At 62.0% G+C, this 24516-nt stretch carries 25 protein-coding genes; 5 read left to right on the top strand and 20 right to left on the bottom strand.

The window, feature by feature from the left end; translation table 11 throughout:
- Genes PRZ03_RS14145 through PRZ03_RS14115 form a run of 7 tightly spaced genes read right to left on the bottom strand, consistent with a single transcriptional unit; the run spans position 1 to position 6945 of the window.
- Positions 1-1239: a glycosyltransferase family 4 protein gene (locus tag PRZ03_RS14145; protein ID WP_273600897.1), complete on the bottom strand. Its 1239-nt coding sequence runs from the start codon at positions 1237-1239 to the stop codon at positions 1-3.
- Complete coding sequence (locus PRZ03_RS14140; RefSeq protein WP_273600896.1) at positions 1236-2363, bottom strand: glycosyltransferase; 1128 nt, start codon at positions 2361-2363, stop codon at positions 1236-1238. The genes PRZ03_RS14145 and PRZ03_RS14140 overlap by 4 nt, the downstream gene beginning before the upstream one ends.
- On the bottom strand, positions 2360-2947 hold the full coding sequence (locus PRZ03_RS14135; protein ID WP_273600895.1) for an acyltransferase: 588 nt from the start codon (positions 2945-2947) through the stop codon (positions 2360-2362). The genes PRZ03_RS14140 and PRZ03_RS14135 overlap by 4 nt, the downstream gene beginning before the upstream one ends.
- Entirely contained in the window at positions 2934-4178 is a 1245-nt protein-coding gene (locus PRZ03_RS14130) for a lipopolysaccharide biosynthesis protein (protein ID WP_273600894.1), read from the bottom strand. Before PRZ03_RS14130 ends, PRZ03_RS14135 begins: the two co-directional genes overlap by 14 nt.
- A gap of 15 nt (positions 4179-4193) precedes the next feature.
- Complete coding sequence (locus PRZ03_RS14125; RefSeq protein ID WP_273601033.1) at positions 4194-5288, bottom strand: DegT/DnrJ/EryC1/StrS family aminotransferase; 1095 nt, start codon at positions 5286-5288, stop codon at positions 4194-4196.
- Positions 5289-5290: 2 nt separating this feature from the next.
- On the bottom strand, positions 5291-5884 hold the full coding sequence (locus PRZ03_RS14120) for an acyltransferase (RefSeq protein WP_273600893.1): 594 nt from the start codon (positions 5882-5884) through the stop codon (positions 5291-5293).
- 2 nt (positions 5885-5886) lie between these two features.
- Entirely contained in the window at positions 5887-6945 is a 1059-nt protein-coding gene (locus PRZ03_RS14115; RefSeq protein WP_273600892.1) for a Gfo/Idh/MocA family protein, read from the bottom strand.
- Positions 6946-7051: 106 nt separating this feature from the next.
- Between PRZ03_RS14115 and lysS the strand changes: the two genes are divergently transcribed.
- Entirely contained in the window at positions 7052-8575 is a 1524-nt protein-coding gene (gene lysS / locus PRZ03_RS14110; protein ID WP_273600891.1) for a lysine--tRNA ligase, read from the top strand.
- Positions 8576-8708: 133 nt separating this feature from the next.
- On the opposite strand, the gene PRZ03_RS14105 is transcribed toward lysS, so the two are convergent.
- The 6 genes from PRZ03_RS14105 to PRZ03_RS14080 form a co-directional block, all read right to left on the bottom strand.
- Positions 8709-9503: an enoyl-CoA hydratase gene (locus PRZ03_RS14105; RefSeq protein ID WP_273600890.1), complete on the bottom strand. Its 795-nt coding sequence runs from the start codon at positions 9501-9503 to the stop codon at positions 8709-8711.
- Positions 9504-9549: 46 nt separating this feature from the next.
- Positions 9550-10698: a DUF3108 domain-containing protein gene (locus tag PRZ03_RS14100; protein ID WP_273600889.1), complete on the bottom strand. Its 1149-nt coding sequence runs from the start codon at positions 10696-10698 to the stop codon at positions 9550-9552.
- Positions 10683-12455, bottom strand: coding sequence for a M61 family metallopeptidase (locus tag PRZ03_RS14095; protein ID WP_273600888.1), 1773 nt, complete (start codon positions 12453-12455; stop codon positions 10683-10685). The genes PRZ03_RS14100 and PRZ03_RS14095 overlap by 16 nt, the downstream gene beginning before the upstream one ends.
- 8 nt (positions 12456-12463) lie before the next feature.
- Positions 12464-12925 carry a DUF3429 domain-containing protein gene (locus tag PRZ03_RS14090; protein ID WP_263534040.1) on the bottom strand — a complete coding sequence of 154 codons (462 nt, stop codon included), beginning with the start codon at positions 12923-12925 and terminating at the stop codon, positions 12464-12466.
- Positions 12926-12998: 73 nt separating this feature from the next.
- On the bottom strand, positions 12999-13727 hold the full coding sequence (locus tag PRZ03_RS14085) for a DsbC family protein (protein ID WP_273600887.1): 729 nt from the start codon (positions 13725-13727) through the stop codon (positions 12999-13001).
- Positions 13728-13755: 28 nt separating this feature from the next.
- The gene (locus PRZ03_RS14080) at positions 13756-14868 is read right to left on the bottom strand and encodes an FAD-dependent monooxygenase (protein ID WP_273600886.1); all 1113 of its coding nucleotides are present in this window, start codon (positions 14866-14868) and stop codon (positions 13756-13758) included.
- Between the two features lie 143 nt (positions 14869-15011).
- Between PRZ03_RS14080 and ychF the strand changes: the two genes are divergently transcribed.
- Together ychF and PRZ03_RS14070 are read left to right on the top strand one after the other, a co-directional pair.
- Positions 15012-16103, top strand: a complete 1092-nt coding sequence (gene ychF, locus PRZ03_RS14075; protein WP_263534037.1) for a redox-regulated ATPase YchF — start codon at positions 15012-15014, stop codon at positions 16101-16103.
- 184 nt (positions 16104-16287) lie between these two features.
- Positions 16288-16794: a chemotaxis protein CheW gene (locus PRZ03_RS14070; protein ID WP_263534036.1), complete on the top strand. Its 507-nt coding sequence runs from the start codon at positions 16288-16290 to the stop codon at positions 16792-16794.
- A 14-nt stretch (positions 16795-16808) separates the two neighbouring features.
- Here the strand turns inward: PRZ03_RS14070 and kdgR are convergent, their stop codons facing one another.
- Positions 16809-17627, bottom strand: a complete 819-nt coding sequence (gene kdgR / locus PRZ03_RS14065) for a DNA-binding transcriptional regulator KdgR (protein WP_273600885.1) — start codon at positions 17625-17627, stop codon at positions 16809-16811.
- A 485-nt stretch (positions 17628-18112) separates the two neighbouring features.
- On the opposite strand from kdgR, the gene rpoH reads away from it, so the two are divergent.
- A complete protein-coding gene (gene rpoH, locus PRZ03_RS14060) occupies positions 18113-19045 on the top strand; it encodes an RNA polymerase sigma factor RpoH (RefSeq protein ID WP_263533992.1) in 933 nt (310 codons plus the stop codon).
- A gap of 77 nt (positions 19046-19122) precedes the next feature.
- On the opposite strand, the gene PRZ03_RS14055 is transcribed toward rpoH, so the two are convergent.
- Genes PRZ03_RS14055 through PRZ03_RS14035 form a run of 5 tightly spaced genes read right to left on the bottom strand, consistent with a single transcriptional unit; the run spans position 19123 to position 23261 of the window.
- On the bottom strand, positions 19123-19752 hold the full coding sequence (locus PRZ03_RS14055; protein WP_273600884.1) for an SCO family protein: 630 nt from the start codon (positions 19750-19752) through the stop codon (positions 19123-19125).
- 3 nt (positions 19753-19755) lie between these two features.
- A complete protein-coding gene (gene cyoE / locus PRZ03_RS14050; RefSeq protein WP_263533990.1) occupies positions 19756-20676 on the bottom strand; it encodes a heme o synthase in 921 nt (306 codons plus the stop codon).
- A 30-nt stretch (positions 20677-20706) separates the two neighbouring features.
- On the bottom strand, positions 20707-21828 hold the full coding sequence (locus PRZ03_RS14045) for a COX15/CtaA family protein (RefSeq protein WP_273600883.1): 1122 nt from the start codon (positions 21826-21828) through the stop codon (positions 20707-20709).
- 4 nt (positions 21829-21832) lie between these two features.
- Positions 21833-22480 carry an SCO family protein gene (locus PRZ03_RS14040; RefSeq protein WP_273600882.1) on the bottom strand — a complete coding sequence of 216 codons (648 nt, stop codon included), beginning with the start codon at positions 22478-22480 and terminating at the stop codon, positions 21833-21835.
- A 34-nt stretch (positions 22481-22514) separates the two neighbouring features.
- The gene (locus PRZ03_RS14035) at positions 22515-23261 is read right to left on the bottom strand and encodes an SURF1 family protein (protein ID WP_273600881.1); all 747 of its coding nucleotides are present in this window, start codon (positions 23259-23261) and stop codon (positions 22515-22517) included.
- Positions 23262-23291: 30 nt separating this feature from the next.
- Here PRZ03_RS14035 and PRZ03_RS14030 point away from each other — a divergent pair, with 30 nt between their 5' ends.
- Complete coding sequence (locus PRZ03_RS14030) at positions 23292-23519, top strand: DUF2909 domain-containing protein (protein ID WP_273600880.1); 228 nt, start codon at positions 23292-23294, stop codon at positions 23517-23519.
- 75 nt (positions 23520-23594) lie between these two features.
- Here PRZ03_RS14030 and PRZ03_RS14025 read toward each other — a convergent pair whose 3' ends face one another.
- Positions 23595-24479, bottom strand: coding sequence for a cytochrome c oxidase subunit 3 (locus PRZ03_RS14025; RefSeq protein WP_273600879.1), 885 nt, complete (start codon positions 24477-24479; stop codon positions 23595-23597).
- Positions 24480-24516 lie beyond the last annotated feature (37 nt).

Here is a 24516-nt window from a genome sequence, read left to right as displayed (position 1 = left end):
TCAGTTCAAGGCGTCGATGAAGCGCTGGGCCAGCACCGGATATGTGTGGTTCGCCAGCACGAAAGCCCGCCCTTTTTGACCCATGGCCGTGCGCTCGGCCGGGCTGCACTGCGCCAGGCGCAACACGCCCTCGGCGACAGCCACCGGGTCTTCCGGTGCGACCGTCAAACCCGCACCCGCTTCGGCCACCGGGTCATTGCCGGCCTCCACCGAGTGCAGCACCGCGCGGCCCGCCATCATGTAGTCCATCAGCTTGTTCGGGGCGATGCCGAAGCGGTAGATGGGCGTGCGCTGCCAGCCGATATAGGCGATGTCGAACTGGCCCAAGAGCGCCGGGATCTGCCCCTTGGGTATGGCGTCAAACAAGCTCACATGGCTCAGGCCCTCGCTGCGCACTCGCTCGGCAAGACGAGCTTTTTCATGCCCACCTCCGACCATCACGATGGCAATTTTTTGCCCCTCTGGGCTGGCTTGCAGGAGCTTGGCAGCATCCAAGAGCACGTCCAGCGCGTTGGGCAGGCCATGCGAGCCGGCGTAACCCAGCACCAGCCGGCCGCCGGCGCGCTGCAGCGCGATATGGGTGGCGATCTCGGGGTTCAAGGCCTCGCTATGGCCGGCCTCCGCATCCATCCACTCGTCCAGCGCGATGCCGTTCGGCACGATGTGCAGCTTTTTCAAATCCAGCCCATGACCGGCCATATGCTCGTGCACCTTGGGCAGCATGGACACCACTACATGCGCGTCACGGTAAGCCTCAACCTCGGCCTGCTGGCACACCAGTGCAAACGGATGAATGGGCGACATACCGCTCAATTCGATCGGAGACAGTGGCCACAAATCATGCACCTCGTAGACCAGCTTGGCGCGGGCCAGTTGAGCGATGCGGCGGGCCGGCCAGATGTCCATCGGGTAGGTGCTGGACGCAATCACCACATCGGGTTGGAAGTTTTCGGCCAGCGCATCGGCATCACTCCAGACCTGGCGGCAAAAGGAAAAGATGTTGCGCGCCCGCCCTAAACCATTGCCCGCATAGGGGGGCGTTGAGTACCAGACATAGGGGACACCGTCTATGGTCTGGCCGCCAGGCTGCGGCTGCGTGCTTCGCACATGTGATTGAGAGGCAGCCAGAATCAGCACTTGATGTCCGGCGCGGCGCCATTCGCGCGCCATGTAAAAGGGCCGAAACTCCATGCCGTGCTCGGGTGAGCCGGCGTAATGATTGATCAGCAGCAGCTTCAATTGGGGCTATCCAGTTCTCTCAGTCGATTCAAAAATCTTTGCACTGCGGGCGCAAACAAGCCATGTTGAGCGACCCAGGTGCGGTTGGCAGCACCCATGTCCTGCGCTTGGTTCTCCAGCGCCAGCACTTGCGCCGGCAAGCCGGGAAAACCAGGCATGGCACCCGCATCCACGATCAAGCCCCGCCCAGAGCCTTCACCCAGCAACTCATGATTAGCAGGCAGATCGGACAAGAGCGGCACGCAAGCATGCGCCATCGCCTCCAGCACCGACACCGACACCGAATCACTCTGCGGCAGGCTCAAGTACCAGCGCGCGCGGGCGTAGTGAAGGGCCTGCGCCTTGGCATCCAGGCGGCCAACAAACTGCACCTGCTCCGCGACGCCTAGTTTTCGCGTTAGCGCTTCCAACTCAGCGCGCAGCGAGCCATCATTGGCTACCACCAGCTTGGCCTCGGGGATTTGCGCCGCCAACGCTGCAAAAGCCTGAAGCACCAGTTGCGGGCGGTAAATCGGCTCCAGGCCTCGGTTGGCAAAAAACAGCCAGGGCTGCTTGGGCACATTGGCTTTGGGCATGGCGTCCAGGCCAAACGGAAAGGTCATCACCTCGCCCGCGCCCAGCTCCTGCATGCGCGCCGTCATATGGTGCGAGTCCGAGGTACAGAGCGAACTGGCCTTGAGCACCTGCGTCGTGAGCCAGCGGTAGCCCCAACCCAAATTCGGCGTCACCAAGATGTCGCTGCCCCAGGCCGAGCTGATGATGCGCGCCCGCAAGCGCCAGCCGCGCCGCGCCGCCCAGGCCAGCGTGCCATGCGAGGTCAGGTAATGCGCATGCAAAAAGTCGGCGTCGACGCGTTTGAGCCAAGCGCCCAGGCCAGGCAGATGCATGAAGAGGCCGAGGTTGCCGCCGCCATGGTCGGGCTTGGTCTGCATGGCGTAGCGCCGCGCCGCTGGCAGCAAGGCCTCGAACTCGGGCGTGAAGCCGCGCGACGATGCGGCCCAAAGCTCAACCCCCGGCGACTGCGCCAGCGCGCGCGCCCACTTCAGCAAATGGGGGCTTTCGCCGTCGCCGATCAAGACGAGCTTGATGGGCTGCGCGGCTTGTGTGGGTTTCAAGTTCTTCAAACCGGCAACTCCCCGGCCCAGGCTTGATAGTGCGGCGCCAACTCAGGGTGAGCTGCCAGTAGCTTGGCATCGGCCACGCGCACATCGCCCACCTGGCGCGCCGGCTGGCCAGCCATGATGGCAAAGTCCGGCACCTCGCCGCGCACCTGCGCATAGGCGCAGATCACCACGCCCTTGCCGATCACCGCGCCGGCTTCGATCAGGCTGTGTGGCCCGATAAAGCTGTAGGCACCGATGTGAACAGGCGCCTTGATGAAACCGGGGCGCTCGCCCGAATGATTCACATACTGGCGGCCTAGCAGGCGAATCGAGCGGTGCGAGCTGTGGGTGGTGATGCTGACGAAATTGGTGATCTGCACGCCTTCGTCGATCTGCACCCCTCCCGTCGCCTCGATGAAATTGAACTGGCCGATGAAGACATGGTCGGCCAAGCTGAGGCCCTCTTCCCCCTCAATGCAGGTGCTGGGCGCGATGCGGCTGTTCGGCAAGAGTCGGCCATCGGCTGCGCGCTCGCCAAACACGGTGCGAAAGCCAGTAGCCCGCAACAAGCGGCGGCGCCATTGGTTGAAGCTAGACCGGAGCATGAGGGTGAACATCAGGAAAATTCTGCCAATGAGCCAAGGCCCAGAAAAAATAGCCGAAGTACGCCAGCATAGCGGCCGACACACCCCAGGCCGCGCCGATCAAGCCGCCCAGGGCCAAGCCGCCCGCCAGCCCCAGCACAAACAAGACTTGCCCAAGCAAGGCCAAACGCAGACCCCAAGCCTGCGCCCGCCAAGCCATCATCGCCACCGACAGCGGCGAGGCGACAAAGTGCAGCGAGATATAGGGCGCCAAGGCCCGCGCCACTTCGCCGGCCGGCTGCCAAGCCTGGCCAAACAGCGTCGCGAAGATCCATGGCCCGCCCAGCAACAGCGCCAGCACCAAGGGCGCCGACAGCAGCAACAAGACCGCCATGGTCCGGCGCACCAGTTGCAGCGCCTCGGGCCCGTCCACCGCAGCCACCAAACGCGGGTACAAAACCTGGGACAACGCGCCGCCAATCAAGCTGGCCGGCGCTTTGCAGTAGCGCAGCGCCAGCGCCCAAAAGCCCGCCGCTGCGTCGCCGGCCCAAGCCGCGATCAGCAGCATGGCCAAGCTGTCTTGCAAGGCGCCGGCAAAGGCATGCGGTGTATTGAACAGCGGGAAGTCGCGGTGCTTGGCGGCCATCTCCCGCACAGCCTGGCGCGGCACGCGCCACAGGCTCGCCCAGCCGCCCAGCGGAGCGGGTCGGGCCAGCAAGGCCGCCGTGGCCAAAGCCGCCAGCACCGGGCCCAGCAACAGGCCCAGCACGCCTAGGCTGGCCAGCCCAAAACCCAGTTGCAGCAGCGCGCCGCCGCCGTACTGCAAGACACGCGAGCCGGCCAGCAAGTGAAAGCGCTGCGCGCGCGTGACCCAAAGGGTCAGCCACTGCGTGGCGGCAGCGGCCAGCACCGCGAACGGCATCAACCAGCCCAGGGTCAGGTCTTGCCAGGCCCACAAGATCAAGCCAACAACGGCGCTGACCGCCGTCATCACCAACAGCACGCGGGCGCAGAGCGCCATCAGCACGGCGGCGCGCCCAGCGTCAGCCTCCAGCGGCAGCGCAAACTCGTAGCGTGCACAACCCACCACCGCCACATTGCTGGCCAAGGCCCATAAAAACGAAAACTGGCCGAACTCGGCCGGCGTGTAGATGCGCGTCAGCCAAGGCCCGAGAAGCAGCGGCAAGGCCTGCGCCAGCGCGCCGCCGGTCAGCAGAGTCAGGGTCGCCCGCAGCAAGCCCTTGTTAGCCATCAGAGGGACGACTCATCAAACGCGCAAGGCGCTCGCCAAGGCCGCCACCACGCTCTCTTGCTGTGCCTCGCTCAAGTCGGGGCTCATGGGCAGGCTCAACACCCGCTCCGCAGCCCGCTCGGCATGAGGGAAGCTCTTGCCCTGACCGTATTGCGCATAGGCCGGTTGCCGATGCATAGGCTTGGGGTAGTGAATCGCGGTCGGTATGCCTGCTGCGTTGAGTGCTTGCTGCACCGCTGCGCGCTGATCCACTTGCAGCGTGAACTGGGCCCAGACGCAGTCGCGGTCGGCGCGCAGACCCAAGCCTTGCAGAGGCAAGTCATGCATCAATTGTCGGTAGCGCGCACCCAAGGCACGGCGCTGCGCCAGTTCCCAGTCAAAGCGCTCCAGCTTGGCCAGCACGATCGCGCATTGCAGCGTGTCCATGCGCCCACCCACGCCCAGCCGGGTATGGGTGTAGCGCTGGCTTTGTCCATGCACACGGATCTCGCGCGCGGCTTGGGCCAGCTGGTCGTCATCGGTAAACAGGGCGCCGCCGTCGCCATAGCAGCCCAAAGGCTTGCTGGGGAAAAAGCTGGTGGCGCCGAAAGTGCTGAGCGCACAGCTCTTCTTGCCCTTGTAGCTCGCGCCAAAACTCTGTGCGGCGTCCTCGATCACGGCCAGGCCATGATGGGCAGCGACCGCGTTGATCTCGTCCATATCGCAGACCTGGCCGTACAGGCTAACCGGCATGACGGCGCGTGTTTTGCTCGTTACGGCCGCCTCGATCTGGCGAGAGTCGATATTGCAGCTGTCCGGCTCAATATCCACAAAGACCGGCACCGCCCCCAGCAAGACGATCACCTCGGCGGTGGCGGCAAAGGTAAACGGCGTGGTGATGACCTCGTCACCGGGCTTCAGGTCCAGCGCCATCAAGGCAATCAACAGCGCCTCGGTGCCGCTGGACACCGTGATGCAGTGCTTGGCGCCGGTGTAGGCGGCCAGCGCAGCTTCGAGCTCCTTGACCTCGGGGCCCATGATGTATTGGCCATGGTCGAGCACGGCTTGGATGCGCGCGTCGATGCGGGGCTTGAGGGCCGTGTACTGAGACTTCAGGTCGATAAAGGGCAGACTCACAGCGATCCCTCTTTCACGAGTGCGCAAACTCCGCCATCGAGGCGATCCAGGCGGTATTGGTCACCGGTATGCTGGCATTCGGCAAAACCCTTGGCGTCGAAAGATAACTTCTCGCCATAGCGGCTCATCCAGCCTATGCGCTTGGCTGGCACACCGACCACGAGTGCAAAATCAGGCACATCTTTTTGCACCACAGCGCCTGCGCCAACAAAGGCATAAGCGCCTATGGTGTGGCCACACACAATGGTGCAATTGGCACCCAGCGTTGCGCCTTTTTTTACCAAGGTGCGGCGATATTCGCTCTTGCGCGCCACCGCCGCGCGCGGGTTGTAGACATTGGTGAACACCATGCTGGGGCCGCAAAACACATCGTCCTCCAGCGTCACCGCGTCATAGACCGAGACATTGTTCTGCACGCGCACGTTGTTGCCGATCTGCACGTCATTGCCGACGTAGACGCCCTGGCCCAAGGCGCAGCGCTCGCCGATGCGCGCGCCGGCGCTGATATGGGCGAAGTGCCAGACCTTGCTGCCTTCGCCGAGCTGCGCGCCGTCGTCGACGATGGCAGATTCATGCTTCCAATAGTTCATCGTTAAAACACCAGCGGCAAGCCTACGCGAACACCGTCGCGCGCCGAGCGGTAGGCGGCTATCAAAATTTCCAGCGAACGCAGGCCTTCGTAACCATCGACTTGGGCGTTGGCCTCGCCACGCAAGGTCTTGATGACGTTGTCGTAATAGAGCGGGTGGCCAAAACCATAGACACTGCCAGATTCATAGTTGGCGCTGAGGGCAAGCGCATCTTCGGGCCTGGAGTCGGCAAACTGCCAATGCTCGATCTTGTTGACCGCCGTGCCGCCAATCTTGACCGTGCCTGTTTCACCCAAAATGGTGATCGACCCTTCCAGATTCTGCGGATAGGTCAACATGGTCACATTGATCGAGGCCAGGCCGCCGTGGCGCAGTCGCACGCTCATCACGCCCGTGTCCTCGGCCTCGATATCACGATCCAAGGTGGCGGTGTAGGCATGTACGCTGTCGACCGGGCCTACTAACCAGTCGAGCAGATCGACATAGTGGCTGGCCTGGTTCATGAAGGCGCCGCCGTCCAAGTCCCAGCGACCACGCCAGGGCGAGGCGTCGTAATAAGACTGTGGGCGGGTCCAGAACACGTTCACCGTGCTCAAGAAAATCCGGCCGAAGCGGCCTTGCTGGATCGCCTCGCGCACCTTTTGCACGGTGGCGTTGAGTCGGTTTTGTTTGACCACGAACAACTTCACGCCCGCGTCGCGGCAGGCCCGCACCATCGCAATGCCTTCTTCGAGCTTGGTCGCCATCGGTTTCTCGCTCAGCACATGGCGGCCGGCCGCGGCGATGACACAAGCCTGCTGCGGGTGCAAGCCGCTGGGTGTGGCGAGCACGACGATGTCAGCGTCGGAATAGGCCAGCAGCGCCTCCAGCGATTCGAAACCGGCCGCGCCGGTCAAGGCGACGGCTGCAGCCAGCGCCTCGGGCTTGCTGTCGCAAACCGCCACCAACTGGGCATTGGCGCCATGGGCCGCGATCGCCTCGATATGGTTTTTTGAAATGCGCCCGCATCCCACCAGGGCGAAGCGGATGGGTCGGTCGATGATGGGCAAGCTGGGGCGCATGGCGAGCCGCGAAGGCAGAAATAGAGGGAAGCGCCAGATTCTACGGGGGGCGCTTCGGCGGCCCGTCTAAAATCAACGGAAATTCAACCAGTTGACGCCCCCCCAGATGACCCAGCACACCCCCGCCGCACCGCACCACGCTCCTGTCGCCGTCGACGAGAACCAGCTCATCACCGAGCGCCGCGAGAAGCTCGCCGCCCTGCGCGCCGTCAACCCGGTCCCCTTCCCCAACGACTTCAAACCCCAGCACCGCGCGCTGCCGCTGAGCCAGCGCTATGGCAATCTGGAGAACGAAGAGCTGGAGCCGCAAGCCGTGGCCGTGTCGGTGGCCGGCCGTTTGATGCTCAAGCGGGTGATGGGCAAGGCCAGCTTCGGTACCCTGCAAGACGCCACCGGCCGCCTGCAGCTCTTCATCACCAAGGACGGCATCGGTGAAGACAACTATGCGGCCTTCAAGCATCTGGATCTGGGCGATATCGTCGGCGCCGAAGGCACTTTGTTCCGCACCAAGACCGGCGAGCTGTCGGTACGTGTCACCAATTTGCGCCTGCTGACCAAGAGCCTGCGGCCACTGCCCGACAAGTTCCACGGCATGTCGGACCAGGAGCAAAAGTACCGCCAACGCTATGTCGACCTGATCACCGACGAGGCCGCTCGTGCGCGTTTTGTGGCCCGCTCCAAGGCTGTGTCTTCAATTCGCAGCTATATGGTCGAGCATGACTTCCTTGAAGTCGAGACGCCGATGCTGCACCCGATCCCCGGCGGCGCCAACGCCAAGCCCTTCATCACCCATCACAACGCGCTGGATCAGGAAATGTTCTTGCGCATCGCGCCCGAGCTGTATCTGAAGCGACTGTTGGTGGGCGGCTTCGAGCGCGTGTTCGAGATCAACCGCAACTTCCGCAACGAAGGCATTTCGGTTCGTCATAACCCTGAATTCACGATGATGGAGTTCTACGCGGCCTACTGGACGCACCATGATTTGATGAATTTTACGGAAGAAGTCTTGCGCCACGCCGCCCGTGCGGCTACCGGTTCTGCAGCGATCACCTATGCGGGCAAGCCGGTTGATCTGGACAAGCCTTTCGCGCGCCTGTCGGTGCGTAACTCCCTGGTTGAGCATGCCGGCCTGACACCTGACGAAGCCGACAATGCGCTGGTTTTGCGCGAGCGCCTGGCCGCCTTGGGCGAAGAAGCGCCCAAGCATTGGAATCTGCCCGAACTGCAATTCGGCATGTTCGAAGCGGTGGTGGAAGAAAAACTCTGGCACCCGACCTTCATCATCGACTACCCCGTCGAAGTGTCACCGCTGGCCCGTGCCTCGGACGCCAACCCGACGATCACCGACCGCTTCGAGCTCTTCATCACCGGCCGCGAGTACGCCAACGGCTTCTCCGAGCTGAATGATGCCGAAGACCAGGCGGCGCGCTTCCAGGCGCAGGTCTCGAACAAGGATGCCGGCGACGAAGAGGCAATGTTCTATGACGCTGACTTCATCCGCGCCTTGGAATACGGCATGCCACCGGCCGGTGGCTGCGGCATCGGGATTGATAGGCTGATGATGTTGATCACCGATTCACCATCGATTCGGGATGTTATTTTGTTCCCGGCCTTGCGTCGCGAGGGCTGACAGACTGAGGGCTCAAATCGAAAAGGGAGGCGCAGAGCCTCCCTTTTTTCGAGCAAACAGCTTCAGCCAACTCGCTTGTACCGCAACAAGGCCCTCGCCAGCGACGAAGTCCTTCCGCAGTCCCCGCGCGGGCTTAACGCTTGCCGTGCCGGAAAGCCGGTGCGCGCTTGTTCAGGAAGGCGTCCATGCCTTCGCGCTGGTCGTCGGTGCCGAACACCGCGTGGAAGACGCGGCGCTCGGAAGTCACGCCTTCCTTGAGGCCGCTCTCGAAACTGCGGTTGACCAGTTCCTTGATCAGTTGCAGTGCCGGGGCGCTGAAGCCATTGATCTGCTCAGCGGCGGCCAGGGTTTCTTCCATCAGCTGGGCCGCAGGCACCACGCGTGACACCAAACCGCTGCGCTCGGCTTCCGTCGCGTCCATCATGCGGGCGGTCAGCAACAGGTCCATGGCCTTGGCCTTGCCCACGGCGCGCGGCAAGCGCTGCGTGCCGCCGGCACCAGGCGTGACGCCCAGCTTGACCTCGGGCTGACCGAATTTGGCGGTGTCGGCGGCGATGATGAAGTCGCACATCATCGCCAGCTCGCAACCGCCGCCCAATGCAAAGCCGGCCACGGCCGCGATCACCGGCTTTTTGACGCGCAGGATGTGCTCCCAGTTGCGCGTGATCATGTCGGTACGCACCGCGCTTTGGAAGTCATGCTGAGCCAGCGTCGGGATGTCGGCGCCGGCCGCGAATGCACGCTCGGAGCCGGTCAGCACGATGCAGCCGATGCCGTCGTCCGCATCGAAAGCCAGCAGCGCTTCGCCCAGTTCATCGAACAGGGGGTCGCTCAAGGCATTCAAGGCCTTGGGGCGGTTCAGCGTGATCAGGCCGGTCTTGCGGGCGCCTTCGCCGCGCACTTCGGTGATGATGCATTCATAGCTCATGGGAGTTCCTTGGAGTGAATTGGGGCTAACTATAGGGGGCAGCGAATCAAGGCGCGCCTTGCTGGGGCGGCGCATTCAACATCAGGTCGATATAGGTCTGCTCGTCTTGACGAATGCGCAGGCGCACCGGCAGGTACTGCAGCGAAGGGGCGATCCAGACCTCGGCCGACAGGTCGCCGCCGCCCGCCGCTTTCGAGGGCTTCAAATGCCAGGTCTGCAGCCTACCCATGGGCGTTTGCAGCTCCTCTTCGCCGAGTATTTCGTAGCGCCACAGGTATTGGCGCTTGGGCAACACCAAGGGGATATCGATGACATGGCCGGCGCGCAGCGGCTCGGCGCCGGTCAGGAACAGCCGGGTCAGCTGCACGAATTGGCTGGCAGCGTCCTGCACCCCGGCCGGCACCGGCTCGCGGCTGCCGTTGGGCATGGTCACGGCGTCGCCATGGAAGTGCAGCGTCGAGCGCCGGCGTTGACTGAACATCACCCTTGTGTCTTCGTCGTAACGCTGCGGCGCAACGCCGGCCGGTGTCAGCCGCCCATCGCTGCTCATGCGGCGGGAAATCAGCGGCGCAAAACTGGGGCCGACCGCAACATCCAGGTGCATCTGGTAGCGCGGGCCCTGCTTTATCCACTCGACTTGGGCGTTACCGTGCACCTCGCCCCGGTAGTTACCGCTGAGCCGGTAGCTGAGCAAGGTGGAGGGCGGCCATTCAGGGCCGGGCAGATTTTCTTCAGTGCCCGCGGCACTGGCGGCCGGCTCGGCGGCTGCGGGAGGCGCCTGGGCCAATGCGGCGGCAGACGGGTCTGCGGCGGCCACAGCGGGCTCGCTGGAAGCCGGCGTAGGCACAGGCGCGGACGCTTCTTGGGCCACAGATTCAGGCAAAAGCTCGGTGGGCGCAGCCGCTTCAAGCGGCGGCTTGGGAGCAGATGACCTTGCTGCCGGCCTGGGCTTGGGTTTGGGCGCAGCTGGCGCCACCCGCGCAGGGGGCTTTGCTGCCTTCAGCTCCCGCGTGTAGGCCACCACCAAGCGAGCCGGCATCGGCGCGGCGGCCTCGCTCCAGCCTTGATGCAGCCGGTGTACAGCCTCTCCCAACCAGAGATGCGCCAGCAGCACCGGCAGCAGCAGAATAGCCAGCCATCGAAGCCGCCTTGCGCTCGATGGATTTGCTGGCCTGCTGCTCAGCCCGCCAGCCATGCCTTGCGCAGGCTGCTAACGCGTGCCGACGGCTTCTCGGCAAGACTCAGGATGACGGGGGCATCGCTGTCTGCCGCAGGCAGCCTGACCGGCAAGGTCAGCAAGCGCTGATCGCGCGACACCAGCAAGCTCAGGTCCAACGTCCCCGAGCCCAGCATCAGCGCGGCGTCCTCAAGCCGGCGAATGCGCCAGCCATTGCAGGCCAGCAGCTCATCCCCCGCGCTCAAGCCACCGGCCAGCGCGGCAGAGCCGGCCAAGACCTGCTTGACAGACAGGCTCGCAGCCGACTCATTGACCCGCAGGCCCAGCTTTTGGGCCAGCGTCGGCTTGTCGCTGCGCAATTGCACGCCAAGCCTCTCAAACAGCTGCGGCAGCGGCAAATCGTCGCTGCCATGCACCCATGCGCGGAACTGCTCGGCCAGAGCCTTGCCGCCCAACTCCGCGATCAAGGCCAGCACATCGGCCTCGCAGATGGCGCCTCTTGCCCCGGTCGCTAGCCCGGCGCCGCTGCGCACCCACAGCTGGCGCATCAACTCATCCAGGCTGCTGGGCGCCGGCTCGGCACTGCGCAAACTCAAATCCAGCGCCAGCGCGGCCAGAGCACCCTTGGTGTAGTAGCTGATGGTGCTGTTGGGCGAGTTTTCGTCCTGGCGGTAGTACTTGACCCAGGCGTCAAAGCTGGATTGCGCCAGGCTTTGGACCTTGCGCCCCGGTGTGGCCAGCACCGAGTTATAGAGGCTGGTCAGCAGTTTCAAATAGCGCGCCTCGTCGATCAGACCGCAACGCACCAGCATCAGCTCGTCGTAATAGCTGGTGAAGCCCTCGAAAAACCACAACAGCTCGGTGTAGTTCTCTTGCGCGTAGTCCAGCTGCGCAAAGTTGTCGGGCTTGAGCTGTTTGACGTTCCAGCTGTGGAAGTACTCATGGCTGATCAGCCCCAGCAGGCGAACATAACCTTCGCTCAGCTCGGTCTGCCCCAGGTGCGGCAAATCACGGCGCGGCGCGATCAAGGCGGTGCTGGCTCGGTGCTCCAGGCCGCCGTAGCCTTCTTCCACCGCGTTCAAAAAGAAGATGTAGTGACCAAACGGTGCGCGGCCCTGCTGATCGCCCGCTTCGCCATGCCAGAAGGCCAGCTGCGCCTCGCAGATGCGCTGCGCGTCTGCCAGCAAACGCTCGCCATCAAACACCGGCAAAGCGCCGCTCACGACAATCTTGTGCGGCACGCCGGCGGCGCTGAATTGCCCCTGCCAAAACCGCCCCAGCTCGAAGGGGTGGTCCACCAGTTCGTCGTAATTGGCCGCTTGGTAGCTGCCGCCCGCGCAATGCTGCATCGCCGTGGCGATCTGCCAGCCTTCGGGCAGGTGGCCGAATTCGATGCTATGGCTTCCCTGCTCGCGGCCATGCGCGCGCAGGCACAAACCGGTGCCATTGAAAAAGCCCCGGTCGGCATCCAAAAACGCTGCCCTCACCGAGTTGTCAAAAGCATAGACCTGGTAGCGCAGGGTCAAGGGCTCGGCCCCGCTGCAGCTCGCCTGCCAGTTGGCCTTGTCCATTTGCACCAAGTCCACCGGGCGGCCCGCTTGCGTTGCCCTCAGGCCACTCAGATGACGCGCGAACTCTCGCAGCAAATAGCTGCCGGGAATCCAGGCCGGCAGGCTGAAGCGCTGCAGCGCTGCGGGCGCATCCAGCGTCAGCGTGACCGAGTAAACATGGGTTTTAGGGTCGGCCAGTTCGACCAGGTAGCGCACGGCACTCATCGCTTCGTTCAACTTCCTGCCGCGGCCAAAAAGCAGCACAGCGCCGCCACCGCACTGAGGCGAAAGCGCAGGGTCAACCAAGCCGCCGCGCCCAGCGCTGGGTAGAGCCGGCGATCAACCAGGTAGCAAACGATCAACATCACGCCGTGCAAAACCAGGCCCGCATAAGCCGGCATCACCAGCGCCACCCAGGCCCCCAGCGAGGGCAGGACACCCCAGACAAAGGGCTGCACGCCGGGCTCGACTTGCCTGAAGCCCAGGCCCCAATAAATGCCGCCCAAAAAAGACAGGATCAGCGCGGCATAGGCCGACAAGGAAAAACTGATCCAGGCGTGGGCTTCGGCATTGCGCCCTCCCACCAGCCAGACCAAAATCGCGCCGAAGACAAAGGGCAGCAAGCCCAGGTGCCCCAATCTGAGTGCCAGGGGGTTCAGTGGCAAGGGCGCGAGCGCATTGGCGGCAACAGGCATGCAGTCAGACTCCGGAAGCGGATGACGATGTGGTGAACAAAAGGACTTGACGGGCTACGGGGTCACGCCAGGGTCAGGACTTGCCCACCGCCTGCAAGCGCTTTTCCAACTGCTCGGCGCTCAAAGCACCCGGAGCACGGCTGCCGTCTTCAAAGATGATGGCCGGCGTTCCGCTGACATGGCTGCGCTTGGACAGGGCAAGATTGCGCTCGATCGCGCTGTCGTCACAAGCACCCATAGGCTTGGCCGGCGCCTTGCCGTCCAACATCCAGGCGCGCCAAGTTGCGGTGCTGTCCTTGGCGCACCAGACCGAACGCGCCTTCTCGGGTGAATCACCGCCCAGGATTGGAATCAAAAAGGTGTAGACCGTCAGGTCTTTGACATCTTGCAAAGAGCGCTCGAAGCGCTTGCAATAACCACAGTTCGGGTCGGAGAAAATCGCAATGCGGCGCTTGCCGTCGCCTGTCTTCCAGACCACGGCGTCTTTCAAAGGCAGGCTGGCAAAGTCAACCGTTTGCAGCTTGATGACGCGCTCTTCGGTCAAGTTTTTGCGCGTGCGCAAGTCGATCAGCTCGCCTTCAATCAAATAAGTGCCCGTCGCATCGGTATAGCGAATCTCGTTGCCGATGCGGATTTCCCACAGCCCCGGCATCGGACTTTGTTTGACTTCGTCCACCTTGGGCAAACTGGCCAGGCGCTCGGCCAAATTCTTGCGGATGACGGCCTCATTGGCCTGCGCCAGCAAAGGCATGGCCAGCAAGAGCGCGGCGGTGATGGAGGTCGTAGCTTTCAGCATCTTCATGGTGTGAGGATTTAGGCAAAAGTAAACATCAAAGACCCAGAGCGCGCGTGGTCAACCAACGCTTCAAGGGTGGAACAGAATTCAGCGCATTCAAGCCCTTGTTGCGCAACTCGCGCAAGGGCATCGCCTCGCTGGCAAAAACTTTCAGCAGACCATCGGTCAACTCGCCCATGGCCCAATTGGGGGCCATGCGGGCGCGTGCAAAGCGGCGCAGCAGGCGCTCGTCACCGACCGAGCGCCAAGCCTCCTTGGTGGCCAAAACGGCAGCCAAAGCGGCCACATCGGCCAAACCCAGGTTGAGGCCTTGGCCGGCCAAGGGATGGACCAGGTGCGCCGCATCGCCCAGCAACACCCAGCCCGGGCCTTGCACCGGCTCGGCCTGGGCCCGCGCCAGGGGCCATGAGGAGCGGCCCGTGGCCAGCGTCAAGATCCCGGCTTCACCACCACTGGCGGCATTCATGGCCGCCTCGAACTCGGCATCGGGCTCAGCCAGCAAGTCAAGCGCCTGCTGCTCGGGCAAGGACCACACCAGGCCGTAGGAGCAGCCTGCGCTGGGTTTTTCAATCGGCAACAGGGCCAAGACATCGGGTGACCTGAACCACTGCCGTGCGACGCCTTGGTGAGGCAGGTTCGAGCTCAGGCGGGCGGCAATGGCGCGGTGGCCATAGGCGTGGGCCTCAAAGCGCACGCCCAGCTCTGCACGCTGCTGGGAATCGCGCCCCTCGCACAGCGCGGTCAAATCGGCGGGCACCGGCGCATCGACGATCTTCACATGGGGAGAAAAGCGCAAGGCCGTGGCGAGCTGCTGCTCCAGGGCGCCCGCGTCAACGATGAACGCCAGCTCAGCAACACCTTGCTGCCAGGCCGAAAACTCCAGCAGCGCGCCGGCTTGGTCGCCGCTGACCTTGATGTCGTAGACCGGGCTGATCGCGTCAAGAGGCAATGAATCCCAGACCTTGAGTTCGCGCAACAAACGCACCGAGGCGGCGTTCAAGGCATAGCTGCGCACATCTTCTCGCTGCGCCAAGCTGGCCTCGGCGCTGCCCAGCAAGGCCACACGCAGGCCCTGCGCGCCCAGGGCCAACGCCAAGCTGCGCCCGACACAACCCGAGCCACGAACCAAGACCTCATATTTTTGCATTCGGGCATTGTAGGCAAGGCGCTGGAAGGCGTTGGGTCAGGGCCCCTGAACAGGATGCAGAACAAGGCTTAGAACAGGTCATTTAGCCGGAGCGTCTAAAATCCCGCCTTTGCGTCTCCCGCACCACACCCAGAAAGCCTTCCATGAGCCTCAAATGCGGCATCGTGGGCCTGCCCAATGTTGGCAAGTCCACTCTTTTCAATGCGCTGACCAAGGCCGGCATCGCCGCCGAGAACTACCCCTTCTGCACGATTGAGCCCAATGTCGGCGTGGTCGAGTTGCCGGACGAGCGCCTCGCCGCCCTGGCCGAAATCGTCAAGCCCGAACGCATCTTGCCCGCCGTGGTGGAGTTTGTGGACATCGCCGGCTTGGTGGCTGGCGCCTCCAAGGGTGAAGGCCTGGGCAACAAGTTTCTGTCGCACATCCGCGAAACCGACGCCATCGTCAACGTGGTGCGCTGCTTCGAGGACGGCAACGTCATTCATGTCAGCGGCAAGGTCGACCCGATCTCCGACATCGAGGTGATTCAGACCGAACTCTGCCTAGCCGATATGGGCACGGTCGAGAAAAGCCTGCACCGCTACAACAAGGTGGCCCGCGCCGGTGACAAGGACGCGATCGCCCTGGTCAAGGTGCTGGAGAAATGCGAGGCCGCGTTGAACGAAGCCAAGCCGGTGCGCGGCATTGACTTCAGCAAGGAAGAGCTGGTGCTGCTCAAGCCCCTGTGTCTGATCACGGCCAAGCCGGCCATGTTCGTCGCCAATGTGTCGGAAGACGGTTTCGAGAACAACCCCTTCCTCGACCGCTTGACCGAGTACGCGAAGGCGCAAAGCGCGCCGGTGGTGGCGATTTGCGCCAAGACCGAAGCCGAGTTGTCGGAAATGTCGGACGAAGACAGGACCATGTTCCTGGCCGAAATGGGCCAGGACGAACCAGGTCTGAACCGCCTGATTCGCGCCGGCTTCAGCCTGCTGGGCCTGCAGACCTACTTCACGGCCGGCGTCAAGGAAGTGCGCGCCTGGACCATCCACAAAGGCGACACCGGCCCGCAAGCCGCCGGCGTGATCCACACCGACTTCGAACGCGGCTATATCCGCGCCCAAACCATCGCCTATGAAGACTTCATCACCTACAAGGGTGAACAAGGCGCCAAGGATGCCGGCAAGATGCGCGCCGAAGGCAAGGAATATGTGGTCAAGGACGGCGACGTGCTGAACTTCTTGTTCAACGTCTAAGGCTGCAACAGCTCAGAAGCCCCGCTGAATTGAAACTCAAGCGGGGCTTTTTTTCGCCCATCGTTTGAAAAAGCCAGTCGCCGGGGCTTGATCCCAGGATTCAACGGCCAGCTTCGGCGCAAAATACCTGCACCCTTCGGCCCTTTTCGCAAAAACTCCGTAACCTTGCTAGCCCGTCCAATCCATGAGCACTACCGCACTGGTTTCTTCCTCCGGCTCCAACGCCGTCTATGCCGCAGACCAGGCCCGGCCTGATTCCAAGCAATTTCTGACCTTTCATGTCGGCGCCGAGGAATACGGCCTCGACATCTTGCGGGTACAAGAAATCCGCTCCTATGAGCCGCCGACCCGGGTTGCCAACGCCCCGCACTTCGTCAAGGGCGTCGTCAATCTGCGTGGCGTGATCGTGCCTATCGTCGACCTGCGTTTGCGCTTGGGGCAAAGCGGCGAGTACAACGCCTTCACCGTGGTGATCGTGCTGAACGTTTGCCAGCGCGTGGTCGGCATCGTGGTGGACGCCGTCTCCGACGTGCTGGAGCTCAATGTCGAGCAGATCAAGGCGCGCCCCGAAGTCGCCGCCGCGCTCGACGCGCGCTTCATCACCGGTCTGGGCAAGATAGGCGAGAGGATGCTGATCCTGCTCGATATCGAGGCCATGGTGTCCAGCCCCGATTTCGGCTTGATGGACTGAGACGCAGCGCAGTTTCAGGTCGATGCGGCCTTCACCGCATCGAGCGGGAATTTTGTGCATCCCAGCTTGGCGGAAATGTCCCGGCTGGCTGCAGTGAGCATGGCAATGATTTCCGGCGCTTTCTCTTCGTCATAGCGAAATGTCGGAAAGGAAACGCTCATGCCGGCAATCGGCTGGTTCAGCCGGTCAAAAATCGGGATGCCCAGGCAGCGGATATGTTCATCGAACTCCTCCCTGTCCTCGCCATACCCTTGCGCCTTGCAGCGCTCCAGTTCGACCAAAAAGGCTTGCCGGTCGACGATGGTTTTGTCGCGAAAACGCTTGAACTCGGCGCCATCCAGGATGCGGTCGCGCCGCTCGGGATGCTCCCAAGCCATCAGCACCTTGCCGATGGCGGTGTTGTGCAGCGGCGCGCGCCGCCCTACTTTGGAATACATGCCCAGCGTGTGGCGTGAATCGATCTTGTGCACATAGATGATCTCGCTGTCGATCAAAGTGCCCAAGTGAACCGTCTCGCCGGTCTTGTCGGCCAGCATCTGCATATGGTGCTTGGCCAGATCCACCAGATCCGGGTACTGCAAGGCCTTGGCGCCCAGCTCGAAAGCCCGCATGGTCAGGCCATAGCGCTCGCTGTCGGCTTGTTGATGCACATAGCCCAGCGTCATCATGGTCTGCAAGAAACGGTAGACCGTCGCCTTGGGCATGGCCAAGCGCACCGACAGATCCGAAATGCCGGTCTCGCTGCGCTCTGACAAGGCCTGCAAGATCGCAAAAACCTTCAGTACCGCCGCAACCGATTCCGGTTGCTTGGCATCGTTTGACTCATCGTCCATTTGTTCCAAATGCCTTGGTAAAGCGTTTCAATTGATTTGAATTATCTCTGAACGGTTGCCCGCCCCCATGAGGGCTTGCACCGAGCGGGTGCAAGCCGACCAAAACTCAGGGTAGTGATTGATTGCGGTACTCCAACAGGCGATTGGCCTGCTCACCGCTGCTAGCGAACGGCCGCCGCGAGGTTGACGGGCCCCAGGGCGCAATATGAGGCCCGAGCTGGCTGTCGCGCACCAGCGCTTGGCCGTTCGGCGACTGGCCCGCAAGTTCAGGCAGTGAGAGTCCCTTTTTTGTGTAGCCGGCGTTCCAAACTGAATGCAAAAGGCTCGAAACTCAGTGAGGGTCGATACTAAGTTAGTGATTGCACTCGCTGAGTCCTTGGTTTTTAGATGACCGTCTTCCGAAGTCTCCTCATCTTTGGCACTCCTCGCGATGGAGTGCTAATATTGCTCCTGTCGACCTCACAAGGTTTGCTTTGAGAAAGAAGATGATGACGATGTCTAACCCCTCTGCTCTGACGGTACGCGACCCATGGTCGCTGGTGCCTTCGCTCGGCAATCTGGATGCCTACATCTCCGCCATCAACCGCCTCCCCCTGCTGAGCGCGGAAGAAGAAGGCGCAGCTGCTCGCCGTCTGCGCGATACGGGTGATCTTGAGGCCGCCGGTAAGTTGGTTTTGTCCCATTTGCGGCTGGTAGTTTCTATTTCACGCCAGTACATGGGCTACGGCCTGCCGCAAGGCGATTTGATCCAGGAAGGCAATGTCGGCCTGATGAAGGCCGTCAAGCGCTACGACCCTGATCAAGGCGTGCGCTTGGTCAGCTATGCGATGCATTGGATCAAGGCCGAGATCCACGAATATGTGCTGCGCAACTGGCGCATGGTGAAGGTCGCCACCACCAAGGCGCAGCGCAAGCTGTTCTTCAATCTGCGCTCGATGAAGCACAGCATGAAGGAAGACCAGTCGGATGACATGAGCCACCGCAACAGCCTGACCGAGGCACAGCTGGATCATGTCGCGACGACGCTGAATGTGAAGCGCGAAGAAGTGCTGGAGATGGAAACCCGCATGTCGGGCGGCGATGTGGCGCTGGAACCGCAGACCGACGACCATGGGGACGGGAGCGAAAGCTATGCGCCAATCGCCTATCTGGCCGATGAAAGCCAAGAGCCGACTCGCGTACTGGAAACACAGGCCCGCAATACTTTGGCCAGCGACGGTATCAATCAGGCCCTGGAGGCACTGGATGAACGCAGCCGGCGCATCGTTCAGGAACGCTGGTTGAACGTCAACGACGACAACACTGGCGGCATGACGCTGCACGAACTGGCCGCCGAGTACGGCGTCAGCGCCGAGCGGATCCGCCAGATCGAAGTGGCGGCGATGAAGAAAATGCGCAAGGCCTTGACGCCGGCTTGATCAGGCCAGCAGCCTGTCGAACAAAAGCCCCAGCGCGCAAGCGACTGGGGCTTTTTGTTGAGCAGCATGCGCTGAAGCTAGTTCTTTTCCGCCAACAACAGTTTGATGTCATTGGCCAGCGCCGATGCGCCTGAACCGTAGCGTGAGAACACGCGCACCCGGCCCTGGGTGTCAAAGATGAAACTGGCGGCGGTGTGGTCCATGGTGTAGCTCTCTGGCGTCTTTCCGGCCACCTTGGCGAAGTAGACCTTGAACTCTTTGGCTACCGCCTTGGTTTGTTCATCGCTGCCGCGCAGGGCAATAAAGCTGGGGTCAAAGCTTGCCACATAGGCTTTGAGCAAGGCCGCGCTGTCTCGCTCGGGATCAATGGTCACAAAGATGCCCTGCACCCTTTCGCCGTCCGCACCCAGCGAGCGCTTGACCTCGGCCAGCTCAGCCAAGGTCGTCGGGCACACGTCGGGGCACTGGGTATAGCCAAAGAACACCACCGGAATCTTGCCCTTGAACTCGGCCAAGCTGCGGCTGCGGCCGTCCTGGTCGCTCATATTGAGGCTGCGGGCGTATTCGGCGCCGGTCAGATCAACACCTTGAAAGCTCGGCTTTGCTTTGCTGCCAAAGCCAAGTTGGTCGCAAGCCGTCAAGCCCAGACTGATCGTCAGCAAGGCCGCTAGGCCTAAGTTGCGGCTGATGCCGATAACTTTCTTCATGGTTCAACTCGTCCAGGGCAGCAGGTAGTGGTCGACCAGCAGCGCCGCAAACAAGAGCGACAAATGCCAGAGCGAAAAGCGGAAAGTAGCGCGCGCCAACTCGTCGGAATACTCGCGCCACAGCCTCCAGGCATAACTGCAAAAGCCCAGGCCCAAGCCAATCGCGCTGAGCAAATAGATCCAGCCGCTCATGCCGGTCAAAAAGGGCAAAAGCGTCGCGGCAAACAACACCCAGGTGTAGAGAAAGATCTGCAAGCGGGTGTACTCAGCACCATGGGTGACGGGCAGCATGGGCAAGCCGGCTTTGCGGTATTCCTCGGTTCGGTAAAGCGCCAGGGCCCAAAAATGCGGTGGCGTCCAAAGGAAAATAATCAAACACAAAAGCATCGCCTCGGGCCCGACATCGCCACGCAAAGCGGCCCAACCCAAGACCGGCGGCATCGCGCCTGAAGCGCCGCCAATGACGATGTTTTGCGGCGTCATCGGTTTCAGAATAACGGTGTAAATCACCGCGTAGCCGATGAAGGTGGCGAAGGTCAGCCACATGGTCAGCGGGTTGACCCAAAACCACAAAATGGCCATGCCCAAACCACACAGAACAGCCGAAAAAATCAGCGCCTGAAGGCGGCTGAGCTCGCCCCTGGCCGTGGCCCGCCACGCGGTGCGCTTCATCTTGGAGTCAATCTGCTGCTCAACCAAGCAGTTGAATGCAGCGGCGGCGCCGGCCACCAACCAAATGCCGACGGTGGCTGCCCCGACCTTGACCCATTCGCTCGCGGAGGGCAGACCGGGGATAGCCAGCGCCATGCCGATGACCGCGCAAAACACGATCAGCTGAACGACCCTTGGTTTGGTCAATTGATAGTATTGCTGCCAGCTTGAGCTAGGCGGCGGCGAAGCAGCGAGGGGGGGTGATGAAGCCATAGGGACGAAGAATACGGTGGAATAGGAAATTCAGAGCCGAACTTGACGGACTTCGCAAAGCCGCGCCAACAATGTGGTCAACAAGATCAAAAGGGCCGCTGCACCGGCGGTATGGGCCAAAGCGGCCAGCAGTGGCCAATCCAGCACCACATTGGATACGCCGCTTAAAACCTGCCAAGCGGCGACCAGCAATAGGCGACGCGCCCATTGCCCAGCCTCAGTCTGGCCACTGCGCCAAAGCCGCCAAGCCAAGAGCAGCAGCGCGGTGAACAAAATCAAGGCACCCAATCGGTGAGTCCAGTGGATGGCAGTCAAGGCGGCGAAGGGCAGCCAACCTCCGTCGGCGCCCACACCCAACTCACGCCAAATCGTAAAGCCATGGCGGAAATCCAGCTCCGGCAACCATTGACCGCCCTGGCACTGAGGAAACTCGGAGCAAGCCAAGACCGCGTAATTGGTGCTGACCCAGCCGCCCAGGGCGACTTGCAGTAAGCTCAGCACGAGCACGACCGCCACAGCCCACCTGAGGCCGCGGCCAAGCGCCAAGGGCTTGGGCTGATAGCCCTGCGCTTGCCAGGCGAGCAACATCAGCAGCCCCATGCCCCCGAGCAAATGCAAGGTCACGATGGCCGGGAAGAGCTTCATCGTCACCGTCAAAGCGCCAAAAGCCCCCTGCATGCAAACCCAGATCAGGGTCAGCGTGGCCCACCAGGGCGACACCGCGCCGGCCTGCCCTTGGCTAGCCCGCGCATATCGCCAACTCATCACGCACAGCACGAGGATCAACACGCCGACGCCGCTGGCAAGGTAACGATGGACCATCTCGACCCAGGCCTTGCCATGCGTGACCGGGCCTGTAGGCATGGCGGTTTGGGCGGCCAAGATTTCGTCCCTTGCTCCCAGCGGCGAAGCGCTGCCGTAGCAGCCCGGCCAATCGGGGCAACCCAGGCCGGAATCGGTCAGCCGCGTGAAAGCGCCAAACACCACCAAATCAAAGGTCAGAAACAGGGTCAGCAAAGTCAGGGCTCGCAGCCTCGCCTGCGGCCCGGCACCTGCCGACCGCAGACGCAGCCAAAGCAAGGGGCCGGCAGCCAACAAGGCGCCTAGCCCCGCCAGTTGCCACAAGGGGGTGAAGTCAAACGACGCTGTCATGGCCTCAACGCCCGGCTTTGTCCCAACCTGCATTGGCCTTGAGTAGCCGATTCAAGTCCGCTTTGACCTTTGCCGGGTCCGGCGTCTGCGGCGACCTCAGCATCCAGCGGCCCATTGGATCAATCACAAACAGATGGTCCCGCAACGCCGTGCCTGCGGCCGGCTTCAGCCATGCCTCCAACTCGGCCTTGGACGCCCGCAGCACCGTCACAGCCACGCCTTGCTGGGCCAGCGCCTTTTGCAAGGCCGGCTTCAGTGCAATGTCATCAGAGAGCAGCAAGAGCTTGTCGACCTTGTCACGCTCCTTACCCAGCATCTCACGCAATTGACGCTGCATGAACAACTGCTTCTCGCAGGCGTCGTCGCAGTCACCGCTCTGCACCAGGGTGAGCAACCATTGCCCTTTCAAAGAATCGGCAGCAACAGCTTTGCCGTCCAAATCACGCAGACTGAGCTTGGCCGGCAGGTCGACGGTCGGCTGGATCAAATCGCCATAGGCTTGGCCGCGCGGCTGAATCACATAGAAGGTGAAGTAGGAAGCCAAGACGGGCGCGGCGCAGGCGGCCACCACCAGCAACATGCGCAAGCGCCCACCACGGGTCCGCTCTTGCGCAGCCATTTGCTGAGGGTCGGGCAAACCATGGACGGTCATACCGAGGGGCTCATCAACAAGCTCAACATGCCCCTTAGGGCTGCTTGCGGGGACGGATTGTTTGAAACCAGACATAGAGACCCAGAATTAAGGCAGACAGCAAAAACCATTGAAACGCATAACCGTAGTGCTTGTGCACGCCCGCGTCGGGCGCCTGCCAGCTACGAAGAAGTCCATCAGGCGCCGGCTGCTCGCCCACTTGCGCCTCGGCGAGTTGCAGGACGGTGACCGGCAAGAGCGGTCGACCGAGCTCTTGCTCGAACGCCGGCAGATCTAGATTTTGCCGGATCAGGCCAAGAGGTGCGCCCGAAAACTCATAGACCTTGGAAGGCGCGGCAATCAAACGCCCGCTGACGCTGACAAGGCCAGATGGCGTCGGTACGTTTTGCAGCTGACTACGATTGCTCGCATCGCGGGGAGACCAGCCGCGCTGCACCAAAACCAACGCGGACTGCCCCTCCAGTTGCAAAGGCGTCACCACAAAAAAGCCCGTGCGCCCGTCCATTGGTCGGTTGTCCAAGAAGACGGTTCGTTCATTCAACCACCTGCCCCGCAACGACACTCGCCTGTGCAACTGCTGTGTCAAACCATCCGGCATCTGGCTCAATGCAGTCAGCTCGGCGGTTTGCAGCGGCGGCTTCTCGCCAAGCGCCAGTACAGCGGCCTGCAGAGCCTCCTTCTGTCGGGCCCGGTCCAATTGCCAAAAGCCCAGCCTGGCGGTCAAGGCCGCCGACGACAAGCTGATGAGCAAGAGCAGAACAGCCCGTGAATTCAGCTTCATCAGACCCGCGCCGACAGATAATCAGCAGCCATGAAAACCATATTTCTTTTCGCCTTCATCGGCATACTGGGCGCGCTCGGCGCTGCCGGTCTGTTCATGCTCAAAAACAACAGCGGCGCCGACAAAAGCCAACGCAGGCCCAAGATGGCGCGCGCTTTGGCGTTGCGGGTTGGCCTGTCCGTGGCGCTGTTTGTGTTCATTTTGTTCAGCTATTGGATGGGCTGGATTGAACCCACCGGTTTGCCGCTACGGCCTTGATAAGTTTGCCTTGGACCACAAAAAAGCGCCGCATTTTGCGGCGCTTTTTGCAGGGCAAGCCTAATCGGCTTTGGCTTACATCCAGTAAACGATAACGTAGAGACCCAACCAAACCACGTCAACAAAGTGCCAATACCAAGCCGCACCTTCGAATCCGAAATGGCGGTCCTTGGTGAAGTGGCCTTTTTGCAGGCGCAATGTGATGAACAGCAGCATCAACATGCCCACAAAGACATGGAAGCCGTGGAAACCGGTCAACATGAAGAAGGTGGAGCCGTAGATGCCGGAAGTCAGCTTCAGGTTCAGGTCTGCATAGGCGTGCGCATATTCGTAACCTTGAACGCCCAGGAAAGTCACGCCCAACAAAACCGTGATCCACATAAAGCCGATCGTCTTGGCACGGTTACCGGCGATCAAGGCGTGGTGTGCGATCGTCAGGGTAAGGCCCGAAGTCAGCAGCAATGCCGTGTTAATGGTCGGCAGTGGCCAAGGGCCCATGGTGCTGAAGGGCTCTACGGTGCCAGCAGGTGCAGCGGTTGCACCGGCTGCGACGCTGGGCCACAGAGCTTTGAAGTCTGGCCACAGCAGCGAATTTTCCAAGCTGCCCAGGTTAGGAACGGCATGCACCCGGGCCCAATACAAGGCACCGAAGAAAGCCGCGAAGAACATCACCTCGGAGAAGATGAACCAACCCATGCTCCAACGGTAGGAAAGGTCGATCCGGTCGCTGTATTGACCACTTTCGCTTTCGCGAATCGCTTCGCCGAACCATTGCGTCAACACGAATGCAAACCACAGCAGGCCAAAGCCCAGCGAATAGGCGCCCCACTGATGGCCATTCACCCATTGCCCCGCTCCGAGGGCAACAAAAAACAGGCCAATCGCACCCATCACTGGATGCCTTGACGGGCCTGGAACGAAGTAATAAGGGGCCTTGCCCGTGGTGGTCGCTGCCGACATAACTCTTCTCCTCGAACTAAATTCAGTCCTGATTACA

Origin of the sequence: Roseateles albus, from assembly GCF_028595345.1 — a bacterium.
Lineage (GTDB): Bacteria > Pseudomonadota > Gammaproteobacteria > Burkholderiales > Burkholderiaceae_C > Paucibacter_A > Paucibacter_A albus.
Note: the sequence above shows the minus strand (reverse complement) of the source record. Positions and strands in the feature narration are given on the sequence as shown.